This window comes from Streptomyces sp. NPDC006512, from assembly GCF_040611935.1.
Classification (GTDB): domain Bacteria; phylum Actinomycetota; class Actinomycetes; order Streptomycetales; family Streptomycetaceae; genus Streptomyces.
The window spans coordinates 1-17,096 of sequence record NZ_JBEXPG010000078.1 but is presented as its reverse complement, the minus strand read 5'-3'; the positions used below and the strand labels follow the sequence as shown (position 1 = coordinate 17,096).

General features: G+C 73.2%; 18 protein-coding genes. 10 read left to right on the top strand and 8 right to left on the bottom strand.

What is annotated here, in order from left to right:
• From ABZZ17_RS35615 to ABZZ17_RS35605, 3 genes are read right to left on the bottom strand one after another with little or no spacing between them, the layout of a single operon-like run.
• The gene (locus tag ABZZ17_RS35615) at positions 1–984 is read right to left on the bottom strand and encodes an acyl-CoA dehydrogenase family protein (RefSeq protein WP_356882705.1); all 984 of its coding nucleotides are present in this window, start codon (positions 982–984) and stop codon (positions 1–3) included.
• Positions 984–2,129 carry an acyl-CoA dehydrogenase family protein gene (locus ABZZ17_RS35610; protein WP_356882703.1) on the bottom strand — a complete coding sequence of 382 codons (1,146 nt, stop codon included), beginning with the start codon at positions 2,127–2,129 and terminating at the stop codon, positions 984–986. The genes ABZZ17_RS35615 and ABZZ17_RS35610 overlap by 1 nt, the downstream gene beginning before the upstream one ends.
• Positions 2,129–2,980 (bottom strand): enoyl-CoA hydratase, encoded by an 852-nt coding sequence (locus tag ABZZ17_RS35605; RefSeq protein WP_356882701.1) that lies wholly within the window; start codon positions 2,978–2,980, stop codon positions 2,129–2,131. The genes ABZZ17_RS35610 and ABZZ17_RS35605 overlap by 1 nt, the downstream gene beginning before the upstream one ends.
• A 46-nt stretch (positions 2,981–3,026) precedes the next feature.
• Between ABZZ17_RS35605 and ABZZ17_RS35600 the strand changes: the two genes are divergently transcribed.
• The 6 genes from ABZZ17_RS35600 (at position 3,027) to ABZZ17_RS35575 (ending at position 9,038) form a co-directional block, all read left to right on the top strand.
• Positions 3,027–4,175, top strand: a complete 1,149-nt coding sequence (locus ABZZ17_RS35600) for an acyl-CoA dehydrogenase family protein (protein WP_356882699.1) — start codon at positions 3,027–3,029, stop codon at positions 4,173–4,175.
• Complete coding sequence (locus tag ABZZ17_RS35595) at positions 4,172–4,954, top strand: SDR family oxidoreductase (RefSeq protein WP_356882697.1); 783 nt, start codon at positions 4,172–4,174, stop codon at positions 4,952–4,954. Before ABZZ17_RS35600 ends, ABZZ17_RS35595 begins: the two co-directional genes overlap by 4 nt.
• A 15-nt stretch (positions 4,955–4,969) precedes the next feature.
• Complete coding sequence (locus ABZZ17_RS35590) at positions 4,970–5,584, top strand: TetR/AcrR family transcriptional regulator (RefSeq protein WP_356882695.1); 615 nt, start codon at positions 4,970–4,972, stop codon at positions 5,582–5,584.
• A gap of 19 nt (positions 5,585–5,603) precedes the next feature.
• A complete protein-coding gene (locus ABZZ17_RS35585; RefSeq protein WP_356882693.1) occupies positions 5,604–6,761 on the top strand; it encodes an acetyl-CoA C-acetyltransferase in 1,158 nt (385 codons plus the stop codon).
• A gap of 231 nt (positions 6,762–6,992) precedes the next feature.
• Positions 6,993–7,196, top strand: coding sequence for a cold-shock protein (locus ABZZ17_RS35580; protein WP_007502648.1), 204 nt, complete (start codon positions 6,993–6,995; stop codon positions 7,194–7,196).
• A 153-nt stretch (positions 7,197–7,349) separates the two neighbouring features.
• Positions 7,350–9,038: a DEAD/DEAH box helicase gene (locus ABZZ17_RS35575; RefSeq protein WP_356882691.1), complete on the top strand. Its 1,689-nt coding sequence runs from the start codon at positions 7,350–7,352 to the stop codon at positions 9,036–9,038.
• A gap of 83 nt (positions 9,039–9,121) precedes the next feature.
• Here the strand turns inward: ABZZ17_RS35575 and ABZZ17_RS35570 are convergent, their stop codons facing one another.
• Genes ABZZ17_RS35570 through ABZZ17_RS35550 form a run of 5 tightly spaced genes read right to left on the bottom strand, consistent with a single transcriptional unit; the run spans position 9,122 to position 13,527 of the window.
• Positions 9,122–10,063 carry a tyrosine-protein phosphatase gene (locus ABZZ17_RS35570; RefSeq protein ID WP_356882689.1) on the bottom strand — a complete coding sequence of 314 codons (942 nt, stop codon included), beginning with the start codon at positions 10,061–10,063 and terminating at the stop codon, positions 9,122–9,124.
• 30 nt (positions 10,064–10,093) lie between these two features.
• On the bottom strand, positions 10,094–11,179 hold the full coding sequence (locus ABZZ17_RS35565) for a nitronate monooxygenase (protein WP_356882687.1): 1,086 nt from the start codon (positions 11,177–11,179) through the stop codon (positions 10,094–10,096).
• A gap of 4 nt (positions 11,180–11,183) precedes the next feature.
• A complete protein-coding gene (locus ABZZ17_RS35560; protein ID WP_356882685.1) occupies positions 11,184–11,933 on the bottom strand; it encodes a CoA-transferase in 750 nt (249 codons plus the stop codon).
• On the bottom strand, positions 11,930–12,781 hold the full coding sequence (locus ABZZ17_RS35555) for a CoA-transferase (RefSeq protein ID WP_356882683.1): 852 nt from the start codon (positions 12,779–12,781) through the stop codon (positions 11,930–11,932). The genes ABZZ17_RS35560 and ABZZ17_RS35555 overlap by 4 nt, the downstream gene beginning before the upstream one ends.
• Positions 12,778–13,527 carry an enoyl-CoA hydratase family protein gene (locus tag ABZZ17_RS35550; protein ID WP_356882681.1) on the bottom strand — a complete coding sequence of 250 codons (750 nt, stop codon included), beginning with the start codon at positions 13,525–13,527 and terminating at the stop codon, positions 12,778–12,780. Before ABZZ17_RS35550 ends, ABZZ17_RS35555 begins: the two co-directional genes overlap by 4 nt.
• A 56-nt stretch (positions 13,528–13,583) precedes the next feature.
• On the opposite strand from ABZZ17_RS35550, the gene ABZZ17_RS35545 reads away from it, so the two are divergent.
• From ABZZ17_RS35545 to ABZZ17_RS35530, 4 genes are all read left to right on the top strand, one after another.
• Positions 13,584–14,348, top strand: coding sequence for an SDR family oxidoreductase (locus tag ABZZ17_RS35545; RefSeq protein ID WP_356882679.1), 765 nt, complete (start codon positions 13,584–13,586; stop codon positions 14,346–14,348).
• Position 14,349: 1 nt separating this feature from the next.
• On the top strand, positions 14,350–15,258 hold the full coding sequence (locus ABZZ17_RS35540; RefSeq protein WP_356882677.1) for an SDR family oxidoreductase: 909 nt from the start codon (positions 14,350–14,352) through the stop codon (positions 15,256–15,258).
• Positions 15,259–15,567: 309 nt separating this feature from the next.
• A complete protein-coding gene (locus ABZZ17_RS35535) occupies positions 15,568–16,215 on the top strand; it encodes a DUF4360 domain-containing protein (RefSeq protein ID WP_356882675.1) in 648 nt (215 codons plus the stop codon).
• Between the two features lie 61 nt (positions 16,216–16,276).
• Complete coding sequence (locus tag ABZZ17_RS35530; protein WP_356882748.1) at positions 16,277–16,936, top strand: DUF4360 domain-containing protein; 660 nt, start codon at positions 16,277–16,279, stop codon at positions 16,934–16,936.
• Positions 16,937–17,096 lie beyond the last annotated feature (160 nt).

Below are 17,096 nucleotides of genomic sequence, written 5' to 3'. Positions count from 1 at the left end.
CTACCGCGCCCCCGCCCGGAGCACCTCCGCCCGGCACGCCGACGGGGTTCCCCACGCGTCGCGCAGCGGGCGGGCCTTGCGCAGCCACAGCGACAGGTCCAGCTCCTGCGTGTAGCCGACCGCGCCGTGCACCTGGAGCGCCGTCAGCGCCGCCCCGTACGCCGCCTCCCCGGCCGTCAGCTTCGCCGCCGCGACCTCGCCCGGCGCCAGGGACAGCGCCGCCGCCCACAGCAGCGGCCGGGCGAACTCCAGTGCCAGCAGGGTGTCCGCCAGCCGGTGCTTCACCGCCTGGAAGCCGCCGATCGGCGTCCCGAACTGGCTGCGCCGCTTCGCGTACTCCACCGTGCTCGCCAGCAGGGCCTCGCCGAGACCCAGGCACTGGGCGGCCGTCAGCAGCCGCGCCCAGCGCAGCGCCTCCCCGGCCGCCGCGGTCACGGCCGGGCCCGCCGCGAGGAGTTCGCCCCCGCCCGCCGGGGCGGAGAGCCGGCGGGCCGGATCGAGGGAGGCCAGCGGCTCGCCTGGGCCGTCCGCGAGGCGCAGTTCGCCGCCCTCGGACACGGTGAAGCGGTGGGCGGCCGCGTCCGCGTCCAGGGCGTACGGGGACCCGCCCGGCAGGGTCAGCGTGGCCAGGTCCCCGCCCGAGAGCAGCCCCGGCAGGAAGCGCTTCGCCGGGCCCTCGTCACCCAGGTGCGCGAGCAGCACCGACGCGGCGGCCGTCTCCACGACCGGCCCCGCCACCCCGGCCCGCCCCAGCTCGACGAAACCCAGGGCCAGTTCCACCGGCAGCGGACCCAGCCCCTCGTACGCCTCCCCCGCGGCCAGCGCGAACAGGCCGGTGTCCGCGAGCCGCGACCACAGGGCCCGGCCCGGCGCGTGGTCCCCGGCCGCCCAGGCCCGTACCGTCCCCGGGACGGCGGCGGCGCCGAGCAGGGAACGCAGCGTACGGGCGAAGTCCGACTGCTCGTCGGTCGGCAGGAAGCGCATCAGCGGCGGCCCTTCGGGAGGCCGAGCAGCCGCTCGGCGATGATGTCGCGCTGGATCTCGTTCGTGCCCGCGTAGATCGGCCCGGCCAGCGAGAACAGCCACGGCTCGGCCCACGCGCCGTCCGCCAGCTCCGCGTCCGCCCCCAGCAGGTCCAGGGCGCACTCGTGCAGGGCGATGTCGTACTGGGACCAGAACACCTTGTTCAGGCTGGACTCGGCGCCGATCGCGTGGCCCTGCGCGAACCGGGAGGCGTGGGTCCAGGTGAACAGCTCGTAGGCGCGCGCCCCGATCACCGCGTCCGCGACCCGGTCGCGCAGCGCCGTGTCGGCGGGGTCTCCCGCCTCCTCCCACAGGGCCACCAGCCGTCCGGCCGCCGCGAGGAACCGGCCGGGGGAGCGCAGGGTCAGCCCGCGCTCGTTGCCGGTGGTCGACATCGCGATCCGCCAGCCCTGCCCCGGCTCCCCGATGACGTCCTCGTCCGGTACGAAGACCCGGTCGAGGAAGAGCTCCGCGAAGGCGGGCTTCCCGTCGAGCCGTCCGATGGGCCGCACCGTCACGCCCGGCGCCCGCAGGTCGAACATCAGGTACGTCAGCCCCTGGTGCGGCTTCGGGGCGTCCGGGTCCGTACGGAAGATCCCGAAGGCCCGGTCCGCGAACGCGGCCCGCGAGGACCAGGTCTTCTGCCCGGACAGCAGCCAGCCGCCCTCCGTGCGCTCGGCGCGCGAGCGCAGCGAGGCCAGGTCGGAACCGGACTCCGGCTCCGACCAGGCCTGCGCCCAGATCACCTCGCCGCTCGCCATGGACGGCAGCACCCGGGCCCGCTGCGCGGGGCTCGCGTGGTCGAAGAGGGTCGGGGCCAGCAGGCTGATGCCGTTCTGCGAGACCCGGCCGGGCGCGCCGGCCGCCCAGTACTCCTCCTCGAAGACCAGCCACCGCTCGATGTCCGCGCCCCGGCCCCCGTACTCCTCGGGCCAGGACACCACCGACCAGCGGTCCGCGTGCAGGAGCGCCTCCCATTCCCGGTGCGCCGCGAAGCCCTCCTCCGTCTCCAGGGAGGGCAGGGGCCGGGCGGGCACGTGCGCGCGGAGCCAGGAGCGGGCCCCGGCCCGGAAGGCCGCCACGTCCGCCGAGTGGTCGAGGTCCATCAGCCGTTCGCCTCCTTCATGGCGGCCACGTTCATGCCGCCGAGCGAGTCCGCCGCCGTCTCGGCGTTGTGGGAGTGCGCCAGGTGGTGCAGCCCGAACACCGAGTCCATGCCGGCGTGCAGGCCCTGGAGGTCCTCGGCCTGGTTGACGGCCCGTTTCGTCAGGGCCAGTCCGAAGGCGGGCATCTGCGCGATCCGCAGGGCCAGCCGGCCGGTCTCGGCCTCCAGCTCCGTCCGGTCGACGACCCGGTTGACCATGCCGATCTCGTACGCTCGCCGGGCGGGCATCCGGTCGCCGGTGTACAGGAACTCCTTCGCGATCCGCGGCGGCATCGCCCACGGGTGCGCGAAGTACTCGACGCCGGGGATGCCCATGCGCACCACCGGGTCCGCGAAGAAGGCGTCCTCGCTCGCCACGATCAGGTCGCACACCCAGGCCAGCATCAGCCCGCCCGCCACGCAGGCCCCCTGGACGGAGGCGATCACCGGTTTGGGCAGTTCCCGCCAGCGCCGGCACATCCCCAGGTACACCTCCGACTCCCGGGCGAAGCGGGACTCCGCGCCGGGCCGGGTGCTGTGGTCCCACCACAGTCCGGCCCGCCGCTCGAAGGGCAGGTGGGCGTCGCGGCCGGGGGTGCCGATGTCGTGGCCCGCGGAGAAGTGCCCGCCCGCCCCGGCCAGGACGACGGCCTTGACGGCGGGGTCGTCGGCGGCCCGGTAGAAGGCGTCGTCCAGGGCGTAGGTCATCGCGCTGTTCTGGGCGTTGCGGTAGCGGGGGCGGTTCATGGTCACGTACGCGACCGGGCCGCGGCGCTCGTAGAGCACCGGCGTTCCGGAGTCGTCAGCGGGCATACCGGCATCCTTCCCTAACAAGTGTTTGGTAGGTTAACGTACGGCCATGAGCAGCGTCGAGGAGTTCCGCACCGAGGTGCGGAGTTGGCTCCGCACCCACCTCACCGGGGAGTTCGCCGCCCTCAAGGGGCGCGGCGGACCCGGCCGCGAGCACGAGGCCTTCGCCGAACGCCTCGCCTGGGAACGGCACATGGCCGCCCACGGCTGGACCTGCCTCGGCTGGCCCACCGCCCACGGCGGCCGCGGCGCGAGCACCGGCGAGCAGCTCGCCTTCCACGAGGAGTACGCCCTCGCCGACGCCCCCGCCCGCGTCAACCACATCGGCGAACAGCTCCTCGGCCCGACCCTCATCGCCCACGGCACCGACGAGCAGCGCCGCCGCTTCCTGCCGCCGATCCGCGCCGTGGAGGAACTGTGGTGCCAGGGCTACAGCGAACCCGGCGCCGGCTCCGACCTCGCGGGCGTCCGCACCCGCGCCGCGCTCCGGGACGGCTCGTGGGTCGTGGACGGGCAGAAGACCTGGACCTCCCTCGCCCACCAGGCCCAGTGGTGCTTCGTCCTCGCCCGCACCGAACCGGGCTCCCGCCGCCACGCCGGCCTGTCCTACCTCCTGGTCCCCATGGACCAGCCCGGCGTCGAGGTGCGGCCCATCACCCAGCTCACCGGCACCTCCGAGTTCAACGAGGTCTTCTTCGACGGCGCCCGCACCGACGCCTCCCACGTCGTCGGCGCCCCCGGCGAGGGCTGGGCGGTCGCCATGGCCACCCTCGGCTACGAACGCGGCGTCTCCACCCTCGGCCAGCAGGTCGGCTTCCGCCGCGAACTCGAAGCCCTCGCCGACCTCGCCCGGCGCAACGGAGCCCTCACCGACCCGCTGATCCGCGACCGCCTCGTCCAGGCCTGGATCGGACTGGAAACCATGCGCGCCACCGCCCTGCGGCCCGGCACCGCCCCCTCCACCGCCAAGCTGTTCCGGGCCCGCTGGCACCGCGACCTCGGCGAGCTCGCCATGGACGTCTGCGGAGCCGCCTCGCTCGTCGCCGCCGGCGCGCACGGGGACCCGTACGACCTCGACGACCACCAGCGGCTCTTCCTCTTCTCCCGCGCCGACACCATCTACGCCGGCTCCGACGAGATCCAGCGCAACCTCATCGCCGAGCGGATCCTCGGCCTTCCCAAGGAGGTACGGGCATGACCGCTCCCCGGTACGAGGCCCCCCACGCGCTGCTGCGAGAGCGCACCGCCGTCATCACCGCCGCCGCCGGAGCCGGCATCGGCGGCGCCACCGCCCGCCGCTTCCTGGAGGAGGGCGCCCGCGTCCTCGTCAGCGACGCCCACGCCCGCCGCCTGAAGGAGACCGAGGACGCGCTCGCCGCCGAGTTCGGACCCGGACGCGTCACCTCCCTCCCCTGCGACGTCACCGACGAGGACCAGGTCCGCGCCCTGTTCGCCCTCGCCGAGGAGACCCACGGCGGCCTCGACGTCGTCGTCAACAACGCCGGCCTCGGCGGCACCGCCGACCTCGTCGACATGACCGACGACCAGTGGGGCCGCGTCCTCGACGTCACCCTGAACGGCACCTTCCGCTGCACCCGCGCCGCCCTGCGCTCCTTCAGGGCCGCCGGCCGCGGCGGCGTCGTCGTCAACAACGCCTCCGTCATCGGCTGGCGCGCCCAGCGCGGCCAGGCCCACTACGCCGCCGCCAAGGCCGGGGTGATGGCCCTGACCCGCTGCGCCGCCCTGGAGGCCGCCGAGTACGGCGTACGGATCAACGCGGTCGCCCCCAGCCTGGCCATGCACCCGCACCTGGTGAAGGTCACCAGTGAGGAACTGCTCACCGAGCTCACCGCCCGCGAGGCCTTCGGCCGGTACGCCGAGCCCTGGGAGATCGCCAACGTCATCGTCTTCCTGGCCAGCGGCTACTCGTCGTACATGACGGGCGAGACGGTGTCGGTCAGCAGCCAGCACGCGTAGGCCGAGAATGGGCCCGTGCCAACGAACAAGAAGAAGACGCAGGTGACGGCGTCCCCCGAACGCCGCCGCGAACTCCTCGACACCGCCGCCGAGGTCTTCGCCGCGCAGGGCTACAACGCCACCACCGTCCGGAAGATCGCCGACGCCGCCGGCATGCTCGCCGGCAGCCTCTACTACCACTTCGATTCCAAGGAATCGATGCTCGACGAGATCCTCTCGGCCTTCCTGAACGAACTGTGGCAGGGCTACGACACCGTCCTCGCCGCGGGCCTCGGCCCCAGGGAGACCATCGAAGCCCTCGTCACCGAGTCCTTCCGCGAGATCGACCGGCACCGCGCCGCCGTCGCCATCTACCAGAAGGAATCGCGCACCCTCTCCGCCCAGCCCCGCTTCCACTACCTCTCCGACTCGCAGCAGAAGTTCGAGAAGGCCTGGCTCGGGACGCTGGAGCGCGGGGTCGCGGACCGGGTCTTCCGCGCCGACCTCGACATCCGCCTCACCTACCGCTTCGTCCGCGACACGGTGTGGGTCGCGGCGTCCTGGTACCGGCCCGGAGGACAGCACAGCCCCGAGGAGATCGCCCGCCAGTACCTGTCGATGGTGCTCGACGGGATCGCCCTGCGTACCTGACCCCAACAGAGGAGTTCCGATGCCCGAGGCCTACGTAGTCGAAGCCGTGCGCACCCCCGTGGGGCGGCGCGGCGGCGGCCTGTCCGCGGTCCACCCGGCCGACCTCGGCGCCCACGTGCTGAAGGCGCTGGTCGAACGCTCCGGGATCGACCCGGCCGCCGTGGAGGACGTCGTGTTCGGCTGCCTCGACGCGGTCGGACCCCAGGCCGGGGACATCGCCCGTACGGCGTGGCTGGCGGCCGGGCTGCCCGAGGAGGTCCCCGGGGTGACCGTCGACCGCCAGTGCGGCTCCTCGCAGCAGGCCGTGCACTTCGCGGCCCAGGGCGTCCTGTCCGGCACCCAGGACCTGGTGGTCGCGGGCGGCACCCAGAACATGTCGATGATCCCGATCGCCTTCGCCTCCCGGCAGGCGGCCGAGCCGCTCGGACTCACCGAGGGCCCCTACGCCGGCTCGGCCGGCTGGCGCGCCCGCTACGGCGACGCCCCCGTCAACCAGTTCCACGGCGCCCAGCTCATCGCCGCGAAATGGGGCATCACGCGCCGGGACATGGAGGCGTTCGCCCTGCGCTCCCACCAGCGGGCCCTGCGGGCGATCGACGAGGGCCGCTTCGAGCGGGAGACCGTCCCGTACGGGGACGTGCGCACCGACGAGGGCCCGCGCCGCGACACCACCCTGGAGAAGATGGCCGGACTCAAGCCCGTCGTCGAGGGCGGCACCATCACGGCGGCCGTCTCCTCCCAGGTCTCCGACGGCGCGGCGGCGATGCTGATCGCCTCCGAACGGGCGGTCCGCGAACACGGCCTGCGGCCGCGCGCCCGCATCCACCATCTGTCCGTGCGCGGTGAGGACCCGATCCGCATGCTGTCGGCCCCCATCCCGGCCACCGCGCACGCCCTGAAGAAGACCGGTCTGTCCCTGGCCGACATCGACCTGGTCGAGATCAACGAGGCCTTCGCCCCCGTGGTCCTGGCCTGGCTGAAGGAGACGGGAGCCGATCCCGCACGGGTCAACGTCAACGGCGGCGCGATCGCGCTCGGCCACCCGCTGGGCGCCACCGGCGTCAAGCTGATGACCACCCTCCTGCACGAGCTGGAACGCACCGGGGGCCGCTACGGCCTCCAGACCATGTGCGAGGGCGGCGGCCAGGCGAACGTGACGATCATCGAGCGGCTGTAGCGGGCCGTGCCCCGCTCCTGACCTGCTCCTGACCTGCTCCGGAGGCGATGCGGAGCAGGTCACACCCTCGGGGCAGCGCTCCCGGATGGACGTGTGCTAGCTTAGAGCTCGTTGCAGTTGTGGTACCCATGAACTTTATGTGCGCCTGACGGGAATGCTCCGACAGGCGCTTTAATTGTTTTTACCGGAGTCTCCGGATGGGGCCCTTGCCGCCTATTCAGGAGATTTAAAATGGCACAAGGCACCGTGAAGTGGTTCAACTCGGAAAAGGGCTTCGGCTTCATCGAGCAGGACGGTGGCGGTCCGGACGTGTTCGCCCACTACTCGAACATCGCCACCCAGGGCTTCCGTGAGCTCCAGGAGGGCCAGCGCGTGTCCTTCGACGTCACCCAGGGCCAGAAGGGCCCCCAGGCGGAGAACATCGTTCCCGCCTAATTCCTTCAGCATGCCGGGGTCCGCGCCGCGAGGTGCGGGCCCCGGCTTGTCTGCTGTCTCGACGGCGTTCGGCACGGCAGCGTTCGGCACGACAGTGTTTGGCACGACGCACGACCGCGTTTTACCTGCCGGTATCAGGAGGGCATTTTCCGCATGACCAGCACCAGCTCCGCACGACCCAGCCGCCGCCCCACCCGGGGTCGAGGTGCGGCCCAGGGGCGTCCGAAGGCTGGCGCGGGACGGCAGAAGTCCGCCCCCGTAGCCCGGCCCCAAGAGTTCACCATGCCCGAACCGCTGACCCCGGCCCTGCCGCCGGTCGCCGCGTTCGAGGACATGGACATGCCCGAGGCGCTGCTGAAGACCCTCGCCGCCCAGGGCGTGACCGAACCCTTCCCCATCCAGGCCGCGACGCTGCCGAACTCCCTCGTCGGCCGTGACCTGCTCGGCCGCGGCCGCACCGGCTCCGGCAAGACGCTGGCCTTCGGCCTGGCCCTGCTGTCCCGCACCGCCGGCCGCCGCGCGCAGCCGAAGCAGCCGCTCGCCCTGGTCCTCGTACCGACCCGTGAGCTCGCGCAGCAGGTCACCGACGCCCTCGCGCCGTACGCCACGTCCGTCAACCTGCGCATCGCCACTGTCGTCGGCGGCATGTCGATCAACCGGCAGTCCGGCGCCCTGCGCCGCGGCGCCGAGGTCCTCGTCGCCACCCCCGGCCGTCTGAAGGACCTCATCGACCGCGGTGACGCCGACCTCTCGCAGGTCGCCATCACGGTCCTCGACGAGGCCGACCAGATGACCGACATGGGCTTCATGCCGCAGGTCACCGCGCTGCTCAAGCAGGTCGAGCCCGAGGGCCAGACCATGCTGTTCTCGGCGACGCTCGACAAGAACATCGACAAGCTCGTCAAGATGTTCCTGCACGACCCGGTCGCCTTCTCCGTCGACCCGTCCGCCGGCGCGGTCAGCACGATGGAGCACCACGTCCTGTACGTCATGGACGAGACCGACAAGAAGGCCGTGGCCACGCGCATAGCCGCTCGCGACGGCCGGGTGATCATGTTCGTCGACACCAAGCGCGGCGTCGACCGCATGGTCAAGAAGCTCCTCGCGGACGGCGTCCGCGCCTCCGGCCTGCACGGCGGCCGTTCCCAGCCGCAGCGCAACCGCACCCTGGACTGGTTCAAGACGGGCGAGGTCACCGCGCTGGTCGCCACCAACGTGGCCGCGCGCGGCATCCACATCGACGACCTCGACCTCGTCGTCAACGTGGACCCGCCCACCGACCACAAGGACTACCTGCACCGCGGCGGCCGTACCGCCCGTGCCGGCGAGTCCGGCAGCGTGGTCACCCTCGTGCTCCCCGACCAGAAGCGGGACATGACCCGCCTGATGTCGGACGCCGGGATCTCCCCGCGCACCGCGCAGATCAAGTCCTCCGACGAGGAACTGTCCCGCCTCACCGGCGCCAAGGAGCCCTCGGGCATCCCCGTGGTGCTGGAGGTGCCGCAGGCGACCCCGCCGAAGCCCCGCAACGGCTCCGGTTCGGGCTCCGGTTCGGGCTCGCGCCGCCGCTCCGGCGGTCCGCGCACCGGTGCCGCCACGGGCGGCGCACCGGCGGCCGGCGGCCGTGGCCGCCGCTCCGGCGCCGGTTCGGGCGCGTCCGGCCAGGCCCCCGCGGCCGGGTCGGGCCAGGCCCGCCGCGGCCAGGGCGGTCAGGGCGGCGCAGCCGCCGGCTCCGCCGGTCAGGGCCGGCGCAGCGGGGGCGGCGCCTCCGGTGGCGCGGCCGCGGCGTCCGCGCGCAGCCGGGTCGGTTCCGCCGGCCAGGGCCGCCGCCGGGCGGTCTGACCCGCCGACGGCGTACGACGTACCACCGGGCCGGGCAGCGCATCACGCGCCGCCCGGCCCGGTGGCGTATTCCGCCGCGGCCCCTACCGGACCATCTTGCTCTGGAGCTTCGCCAGCGTCCGCAGGTCCAGGCCGAGGCCCCGCGTCAGGTAGCCGTAGAAGTCGCCGTAGTCGGCCTCCATCTGTGCGGTCGCGGAGTCCAGGTAGTCCTGGCGGACCTCCTGGAGCGGGATCAGCAGGTCGGGGTTCTGCATCCGGCCGGACTGCTTGAGACCCGCGCGGACCTGGGCGTCGTAGGCACCCCGGAAGGTGTTCGACGCCAGGTAGTCGCGCTCGGCCGTCCCCTCCGGAACGGCCAGGGCGCGCAGCAGCACGTAACTCATCCAGCCCGTACGGTCCTTGCCGGACGTGCAGTGGTACAGCAGCGGGCCCTGGCCGCCGTTCGCGATCTCGCGCAGGGTGGTCGCGAACTGCGCCCGGTTCTCGGGGCTCGTCACGAACGTGCGGTAGATGTCGCGCATGTAGGCCTCGGCGCGGCCGCCGCCGAGCATCTGTTCCTGCTTGACCGGATCGCCGCTGCCGATCGCGCCGACGAGGGTTCCGTAGAGACCGAGGTCGCTGACCGGGCGGGCGGTGGGGGAGAGGCCGGGCGGCAGCTTGTCGGCGCCGTCGTACTGGACCTCCATCGGGATGCGGAAGTCGACGGCCTTCGTGAGGCCGAGACCGGCGACGGTGGTGATGTCCGCCGCGGTCAGCTTGCTCAGGGCGTCGGAGCGGTAGACCAGCCCCTGGCGGACCCGGCCGCCGGTGTAGGTGAGGTAGCCGCCGAGGTCCCGGACGTTGACGGCGCCCTGGAGAGGGATCTGGCGAATCGTTTCAGCTTGCTGCCCGTACGACGGCTGGTGGTGCCGGGCGCTGACCCCGGCACCGGGCGCCGCCTGCGCGTTCGCGGAGGCGGGCAGGGTTCCGACGGCGAGCGCGGCGGCGGCCGCCGCGATCGCCAGACGGATTCGGGCACGGCTCATGTGGACGACTCCTGTGACGGAGAAGGGGGATCACCCTGGTGGTGGCAGGGTGCCGAGCGCGTGCGGACCGCCGTGTCCGTACAGGCGGTCCAGCACGGTGTGTGCCTCGGCCATGACGCGGTCGACGAGTTCCGCGCAGGACGGCAGATCCTCGATCACCCCCGCGACCTGGCCGGATGCCATGACTCCGAGGTCCGTACGGCCCTCGACCATGGACGCCTTGAGGAGCATGGGGGTGTTCGCGGCGAGCAGGACCTGGCTCCAGGACAGGTCCTTGCCGTGTTTCATCGCCAGGCCGTCGCGCACCATCGCCGGCCACGACAGCCCCGACAGCTTCCGGAAGCCCGCCGCGTGCCGGACCGCCCGCGCCAGCGCCCTCGCGCGGCCCGACCGCTCCAGGGCGTCGACCAGTTCCGTCCGCAGCATCCGGTGCGGCATCCCGTCGACGGCCGTGGTGACGGTGACGTCCTTGACGGTGGCCTTCAGGTACTCGGCCTTCACGGCGTCGGGGACGGTGGAGTCGGAGGTCAGCAGGAACCGGGTGCCCATGGCGATGCCCGCCGCCCCGTAGGCGAGCGCCGCGACCAGCCCCCGCCCGTCGTGGAAGCCGCCCGCCGCGACCACCGGTACGTCCACCGCGTCGACCACCTGTGGCAGCAGCACCGTCGTCGCCACGTCCCCGGTGTGCCCGCCGCCCTCCCCGCCCTGCACGATCACCGCGTCCGCGCCCCAGGCGGCGACCTTCTCGGCGTGCCGGCGCGCACCGACCGAGGGGATCACGACCACTCCCGCGTCCTTCAGCCGGGCGATCAGCTCCCGGGACGGGGCGAGGGCGAAGGAGGCCACCCGGACGCCCTCTTCGACGATCAGTTCCACCCGCTCGGCGGCGTCCCCGGCGTCCGCCCGCAGGTTGACCCCGAACGGAGCCCGCGTACGGGACCTGACCTCCCGGACCGCCGCCCGCAGCTGCTCCACCGTCATCGTCGCCGAGGCCAGGATCCCGAGGGCCCCCGCGTTCGCCGCCCCCGACACCAGACGCGGCCCGGCCACCCAGCCCATGCCCGTCTGCACGATCGGGTGGCGGACCCCGACCAGCTTCGTGAATGCCGTCTCCACCGGGTCAGCCCCGCACTTCGCGCTCGCGCAGCCCCTGGGGGTCGATCACCTCGCGGATCAGCCGCAGTTCCCGCGGCGACGGCTCCCGCGTGTACGGGACCTCGCCGTCCACCGCGAGCTCGAAGCCGGTCGCCCCGCGGACCTGGTCGAGGGTCACCCCCGGATGGACGGAGGCCAGGCGCATCGAGCGGTCCGGGCCGGCGAAGTCGAAGACGCCGAGGTCGCTGACGACGCGGGGCAGGCGGTGGAAACGGGTCACCCCGGCCGCCTCGGCCCGGTCGTGGCCGACCCCGCTCACCATGTCCACGCGCTCGACGAACACCCGGGTCGAATGCCGGGGGATCCAGTAGCTCACCGGGTTGTTGAGGGTGTTGACGGGCGCCCCCCGCACTCCCAGGAGCTGGCGGGCCGGCCGCTCCCAGTCGCCGATGCAGGAGATGTTCTGGTTGCCGAACCGGTCGATCTGGCTCGCGCCCATCATCACGTGCCGCTTGCCGCCCGTGACCATCGTCAGGTGGCGGCGGTAGGGGAGCCAGCCCTCGGGCGTGCCGTCGAGGCCGACCAGCATCGCCTCCCCGTCGGTCAGCAGCAGGTCGGGGGAGAAGGTCCGCTTGGCGAGCCGGGCCCCGAACGAGGGGATCAGGCCCATCGGGCTCGCGAGGACCTCGCCGTTGTCGCGCCAGGCCTCGGCGCAGGCGATCACGCAGTACTCGGCCCGGCTGACGGCCGGGGTGCTCCCGCTCTCGCTGCTCAACTCTGCTCCTCGTGCCAGGTCCGGACGGCGGACTGGTAGTCGTGCTCGCCCGCGCCGGAGAGGAAGCGGGCGGCGAACTCGGGCCAGGGGGTGGACGCGTAGAGCTTCTGGAAGGCCTCGTCGCGGTCGTAGTCGGGGGCGCAGGAGGTGAAGTGCGCGCCGTTCGGGGTCTCCACGACGCCGGTGACCGCGTGCCGGCTGACGAGGAGGGACTGCGGCGGGCCGGACTTGGCGAGCTCGGCGGTCTCCACGAGCTGTTCGCAGGAGACGTACGCGGCGTCCGCCGCCTCGCAGAACAGGTCGTCGAAGTACGGGTCCGGGCCCAGGTACTGGGCGTTGCCGAGGCGGTCCGCGCGGTTGAGGTGGACCAGGGCGGCGTCCAGGCGCAGGGCGGGGACGGCGACGAACTCCTCGCCGTCGGCGTAGGGCGAGGTCACCGTGCGCAGCTCGGGGTTGACCCGCATCACGTCGGAGCCGAGGCCGGCCCGGACGGGCAGGAAGGGCAGCCGGTTCGCGGCGGCGTGCAGGCCCCACATGAACATGGCCTCGTCGTACTCGGTGAGGGCGAGGGCGCCGCTCTCGCGGGCGGCCCGGAAGTGCGGTTCCAGCGGGATGGAGTCGAGGGTGGCGAAGGGGGCGACCAGCCGGCGGATCCGGCCGGCGGCGGCGAGCAGGCCCACGTCGGGGCCCCCGTAGGAGACCACGGTGAGATCGGTGACCTCGGACCGGAGCAGTGCTCTCACCAGGGCCATCGGCTTGCGCCGGGAGCCCCAGCCGCCGATGCCGAGGGTCATGCCGCTGCTCAGCCGGCCGACCACCTCCTCGGGGGTCATCGTCTTGTCGGTCACGGGGTCCCTTCCTTCCCGAAGGTGTCGCGGACCCGGTCGGCGACGCCGCTGAGGTTGGCCTCGAAGGTGAAGCCCTGCTCGAAGCGGTAGCTGCGGCGCACGTCCACGGGGTCGATGCCGTTGATGGCGGCCTTGGCCAGCCGGATCAGGTAGCCGTCCTTCTTCGCGATCTCGGCCGCCAGTTCCAGGGCGGCGGCCCGCAGCTCCGCCCGGGGCACCACCTTCCAGACCGAGCCGTGCGCGTGCAGTTCGGCGGCGGTCGCGGTGCGGGAGGTGTAGTAGAGGGCGCGCATCAGGTGCTGGGGGACGAGGCGGGCCAGGTGGGTGGCGGCGCCGAGGGCGCCCCGGTCCAGTTCGGGCAGGCCGAAGGTGGCGTCGTCGGAGGCGACGATCGCGTCGGCGTTGCCCGCCAGGCCGATGCCGCCGCCGAGGCAGAAGCCGTGCACGGCCGCGACGACCGGGACCTCGCACTCGTAGACGGCGGCGAAGGCCTCGGCGCAGCCGCGGTTGGCCCCGATGAGGGAGGCGTGCCCGGCGTCGCGCTGCATCTCCTTGATGTCGACCCCGGCGTTGAAGCCGCGCCCCCCGGCGGCCAGGACGACGCAGCGCACCTCCGGGTCGCGGCCGGCGGCGCGCAGGGCGTCGGCGAGGTCGTACCAGCCCCGTACGGGCAGCGCGTTGACGGGCGGGAAGTCGACTGTGACGAGTGCGATGCCCTTGTCCGGGCTGGAGGTGGAGACACCCATGAGCGGATCAGCTACCTTTCCACCAAACATTTGTTAGGTGAGGAAGGTAGCAGCCGATGGAGCTCAAGGGGAGGGTCGCGGTCGTCACGGGCGGAACCCGCGGCGTCGGCGCCGGGATCGCCCGCTCGTTCCTCGCGGCGGGCGCCGAGGTGGTGCTCTGCGCGCGGCGCCCGCCCGAGCGGCCGGTGCGGGCGGGCGGCCGGCAGGCCGCCTTCACCGCCCTCGACCTGCGCGACCCGGACGCCGTACGGGAGTCCTTCGCGGCCGTCGCCGACCGGTACGGGCGGCTCGACTGCCTGGTGAACAACGCGGGCGGCACCCCGTACCGGCTGCTGGGCGAGGGGGAGGCCGAACGGCACGCGCGGGTCGTCGAGCTCAACCTGGTGGCCCCGCTGACGGCCTCGCTGGCCGCGCACCCGTGGCTGCGCGCGGCGCGCGGCTCGGTCGTGATGATCGGCAGCGTCAGCGGCACCCGGCCCTCGCCCGGGACGGCGGCCTACGGGGCGGCGAAGGCGGGCCTGGAGAACCTGGCCCGGTCGATGGCCGTGGAGTGGGCGCCCGAGGTGCGGGTCAACTCGCTGGTCCTCGGCATGGTGCGGACCGAGCTGTCGCACCTGCACTACGGGGACGAGGCGGGCGTCGCCGCGGTCGGCGCGACGGTGCCCCTGGGGCGGCTGGCGGAGCCCTCGGACGTGGGGGAGGCGGCGGTGTTCCTGGCCTCGGACCGGGCGGCGTACGTGAGCGGGGCGAGCCTGCTGGTGCACGGCGGCGGGGAGCGCCCGGCTTTTTTGGATGCGGCAACTGTCAACAAGGAGGCCTGAAATGGGCATGGCGGACGGACGCGTGGTCATCGTGACGGGCGCGGGGCGGGGGCTGGGCCGGGCCCACGCGCTGGCCTTCGCGGCGGAAGGGGCGCGGGTCGTGGTCAACGACCTGGGCGTCGGGCTCGACGGCAGGCCGGAGGCGGACGGGCCCGCCGCGCGGGTCGTGGCGGAGATCCGCGAGCGCGGCGGGGAGGCGGTGGCGCACGGCGGGGACATCGCGACGGGCGAGGGCGCGGCCGCCCTGGTGGAGTGCGCGGTGTCCGCCTTCGGCCGGCTGGACACCCTCGTCAACAACGCCGGGTTCCTGCGCGACCGGATGCTCGTGAACCTCGGCGAGGACGACTGGGACGCGGTCGTACGGGTCCACCTCAAGGGCCACTTCCTGCCGCTCAGGCACGCCGCCGCCTGGTGGCGGGCGGAGGCGAAGGCCGGCCGGCCGGTCGCGGCGCGGGTGGTCAACACCTCTTCCGGCGCCGGACTGCTCGGCTCGGTGGGTCAGGGCAACTACAGCGCGGCCAAGGCGGGCATCCTCGGCATGACCCTGGTCGCGGCGGCCGAGATGGGCCGGTACGGGGTCCAGGTCAACGCGATCGCGCCCGCCGCCCGGACCCGGATGACCGAGCGGACCTTCGCCCGGGAGATGGCCGCCCCCGCCGCCGGGGCCTTCGACGCGATGGCCCCCGAGAACGTGTCCCCGCTGGTGGTGTGGCTGGGCTCCGACGCCTCGGCCGGGGTCACGGGCCGGGTCTTCGAGACCGAGGGCGGCCGGATCACGGTGATGGAGGGCTGGCGTCCCGGCCCCACGGCGGACCGCGGCGCCCGCTGGACCCCGGCCGAGGCGGGGGAGGCGGCGGCGAAACTCCTGGCCGCCTCCGAGCCGCCGCAGCCGGTGTACGGGGCGTCGTAGCGGGGCGTCGTAGCGGGGCCGGCGGCGAGAGCGGCGGCGAGCGGCGGGGGCACGGTCCGGTGGGGGCCGTGCCCCCGCTGCGTGCTTCTGGACATCTTCGGCGCCGGGCCCGCCCCTTCCCGTTCCGCCGGTGCGGGGCGGCGGGGCTGATGGGCGGGGTGCGGCGGGCCTTTCGGCCCTCGCGGAATCCGGCCAGGAAATGCGGGCGCGGACCGTTGGCCATATCGGGTCCTTCCCAGTCCCCTCACCGTTGTGGTGGCATGTCCACGCCGAATTCCCGTGGAAGTCCGACCGGATGGAGAAAAGAGAATGCAGCTCCGCAGACTCAGCGTCGGCGCGGCGGCCCTGGCCCTCGCGGCCGTGGCCGTACCCGTTCAAGCCGACTCCCCGGAGACACCGCCGCCCGGCAGAATCACCGTCGACGTCGTCGGAGTGAACGGCTCGGGCTGCCCGCAGGGCACCGCGGACGTCGCCGCCGCCTCCGACAACACCGCCTTCACCGTCACGTACAGCAACTACCTCGCCCAGTCGGGCGCCGGCTCCGGCGGCACCGAGTTCCGCAAGAACTGTCAGCTCGCCCTGCGGATCCACGTGCCCCAGGGGTTCACGTACGCCATCGCCCGCGCCGACTACCGCGGCTTCGCGCACCTCCAGCGCGGCGCCTACGGCCAGGAGCGCGCGAACTACTACTTCCAGGGCCAGGCCCAGACCGCCCGCACCACCCACCAGTTCAACGGCCCCTTCAGCGACAACTGGCAGGCGAGCGACCGCACCGAGTACGCCGACCTGGTCTGGGCGCCCTGCGGCGAGGAACGCAACCTCAACGTCAACACCGAACTGCGCGTCTACCCCGGGACGTCGAACCCGCAGGCCCTGAGCTTCATGAGCATGGACTCCACCGACGGCAGCGTCAGCACGGTCTACCACTTCGAGTGGAAGGAATGCACCGCGGCCTGACCCGGCGCGAGAACGGCAAACCCCCGACTCAAGGTCAGGAGTGACAACGATGACCCCCTCGCTGTCCCGCACCCTGCTCGCCGGCGGCGCGGTCGCCGCCCTGATCGCCACGGCGACACCGGCCGGCGCCGCCGGCCCCGTACCCGGCCCGATCACGGCACCGCCCGACAAGATCGTCATCGAACTCGCCACCGTGAACGGATCCGGCTGCCGCGAGGGCACGGCCGAAGTCGCCGTCGCCCCGGACAACACCGCCTTCACCGTCACGTACAGCGAGTACCTCGCCCAGGTCGGCCCCGGCGCCCCGCCGACGGCCTTCCGCAAGAACTGTCAGCTGAACCTGCGCGTCCACGTGCCCAACGGCTTCACCTACGCGATCGTCCAGGCGGACTACCGCGGATTCGCATTCCTCCAGCCCGGCGCGTGGGGCCAGGAAAGGGCGAACTACTACTTCCAGGGAATGCCCCAGACATCCCAGCGGACCCATCAGTTCAACGGGCCGTTCAACGACAACTGGCAGGCGACCGACAAGACGGAATACGCCGACCTGGTATGGGCCCCCTGCGGGGAAAAACGCAATTTCAACATCAATACCGAACTGCGCGTGAATGCGGGCACGTCCAACCCGCAGACCGCGACCAGTTTCATGGCGATGGACTCCACCGACGCCAGCGTCAACACCCTCTACCACCTCGCCTGGGCGGTGTGCCCTCCCCGATAGGGCCCGCCGTCACGGCCGGAGCGAGGTGAGGCGGGGGGCGGGGCCGGGGCGGGCCCGCCCCCCCCCCCCCCCAGCCCCCCGCCCCCCCCCCCCCTTTCCCCCGCACGGGGCCCCCCCCCAAGTTACCCGAAACCGGGCAGGTAAAACCCCCCCCCGCCCC

Coding starts and splice junctions, on each gene's coding strand:
- ABZZ17_RS35615 (WP_356882705.1), bottom strand. CDS start 984: ATGCGCTTCCTGCCGACCGACGAGCAGTCGGACTTCGCCCGTACGCTG.
- ABZZ17_RS35610 (WP_356882703.1), bottom strand. CDS start 2,129: ATGGACCTCGACCACTCGGCGGACGTGGCGGCCTTCCGGGCCGGGGCC.
- ABZZ17_RS35605 (WP_356882701.1), bottom strand. CDS start 2,980: ATGCCCGCTGACGACTCCGGAACGCCGGTGCTCTACGAGCGCCGCGGC.
- ABZZ17_RS35600 (WP_356882699.1), top strand. CDS start 3,027: ATGAGCAGCGTCGAGGAGTTCCGCACCGAGGTGCGGAGTTGGCTCCGC.
- ABZZ17_RS35595 (WP_356882697.1), top strand. CDS start 4,172: ATGACCGCTCCCCGGTACGAGGCCCCCCACGCGCTGCTGCGAGAGCGC.
- ABZZ17_RS35585 (WP_356882693.1), top strand. CDS start 5,604: ATGCCCGAGGCCTACGTAGTCGAAGCCGTGCGCACCCCCGTGGGGCGG.
- ABZZ17_RS35580 (WP_007502648.1), top strand. CDS start 6,993: ATGGCACAAGGCACCGTGAAGTGGTTCAACTCGGAAAAGGGCTTCGGC.
- ABZZ17_RS35575 (WP_356882691.1), top strand. CDS start 7,350: ATGACCAGCACCAGCTCCGCACGACCCAGCCGCCGCCCCACCCGGGGT.
- ABZZ17_RS35570 (WP_356882689.1), bottom strand. CDS start 10,063: ATGAGCCGTGCCCGAATCCGTCTGGCGATCGCGGCGGCCGCCGCCGCG.
- ABZZ17_RS35550 (WP_356882681.1), bottom strand. CDS start 13,527: ATGGGTGTCTCCACCTCCAGCCCGGACAAGGGCATCGCACTCGTCACA.
- ABZZ17_RS35545 (WP_356882679.1), top strand. CDS start 13,584: ATGGAGCTCAAGGGGAGGGTCGCGGTCGTCACGGGCGGAACCCGCGGC.
- ABZZ17_RS35540 (WP_356882677.1), top strand. CDS start 14,350: ATGGGCATGGCGGACGGACGCGTGGTCATCGTGACGGGCGCGGGGCGG.
- ABZZ17_RS35535 (WP_356882675.1), top strand. CDS start 15,568: ATGCAGCTCCGCAGACTCAGCGTCGGCGCGGCGGCCCTGGCCCTCGCG.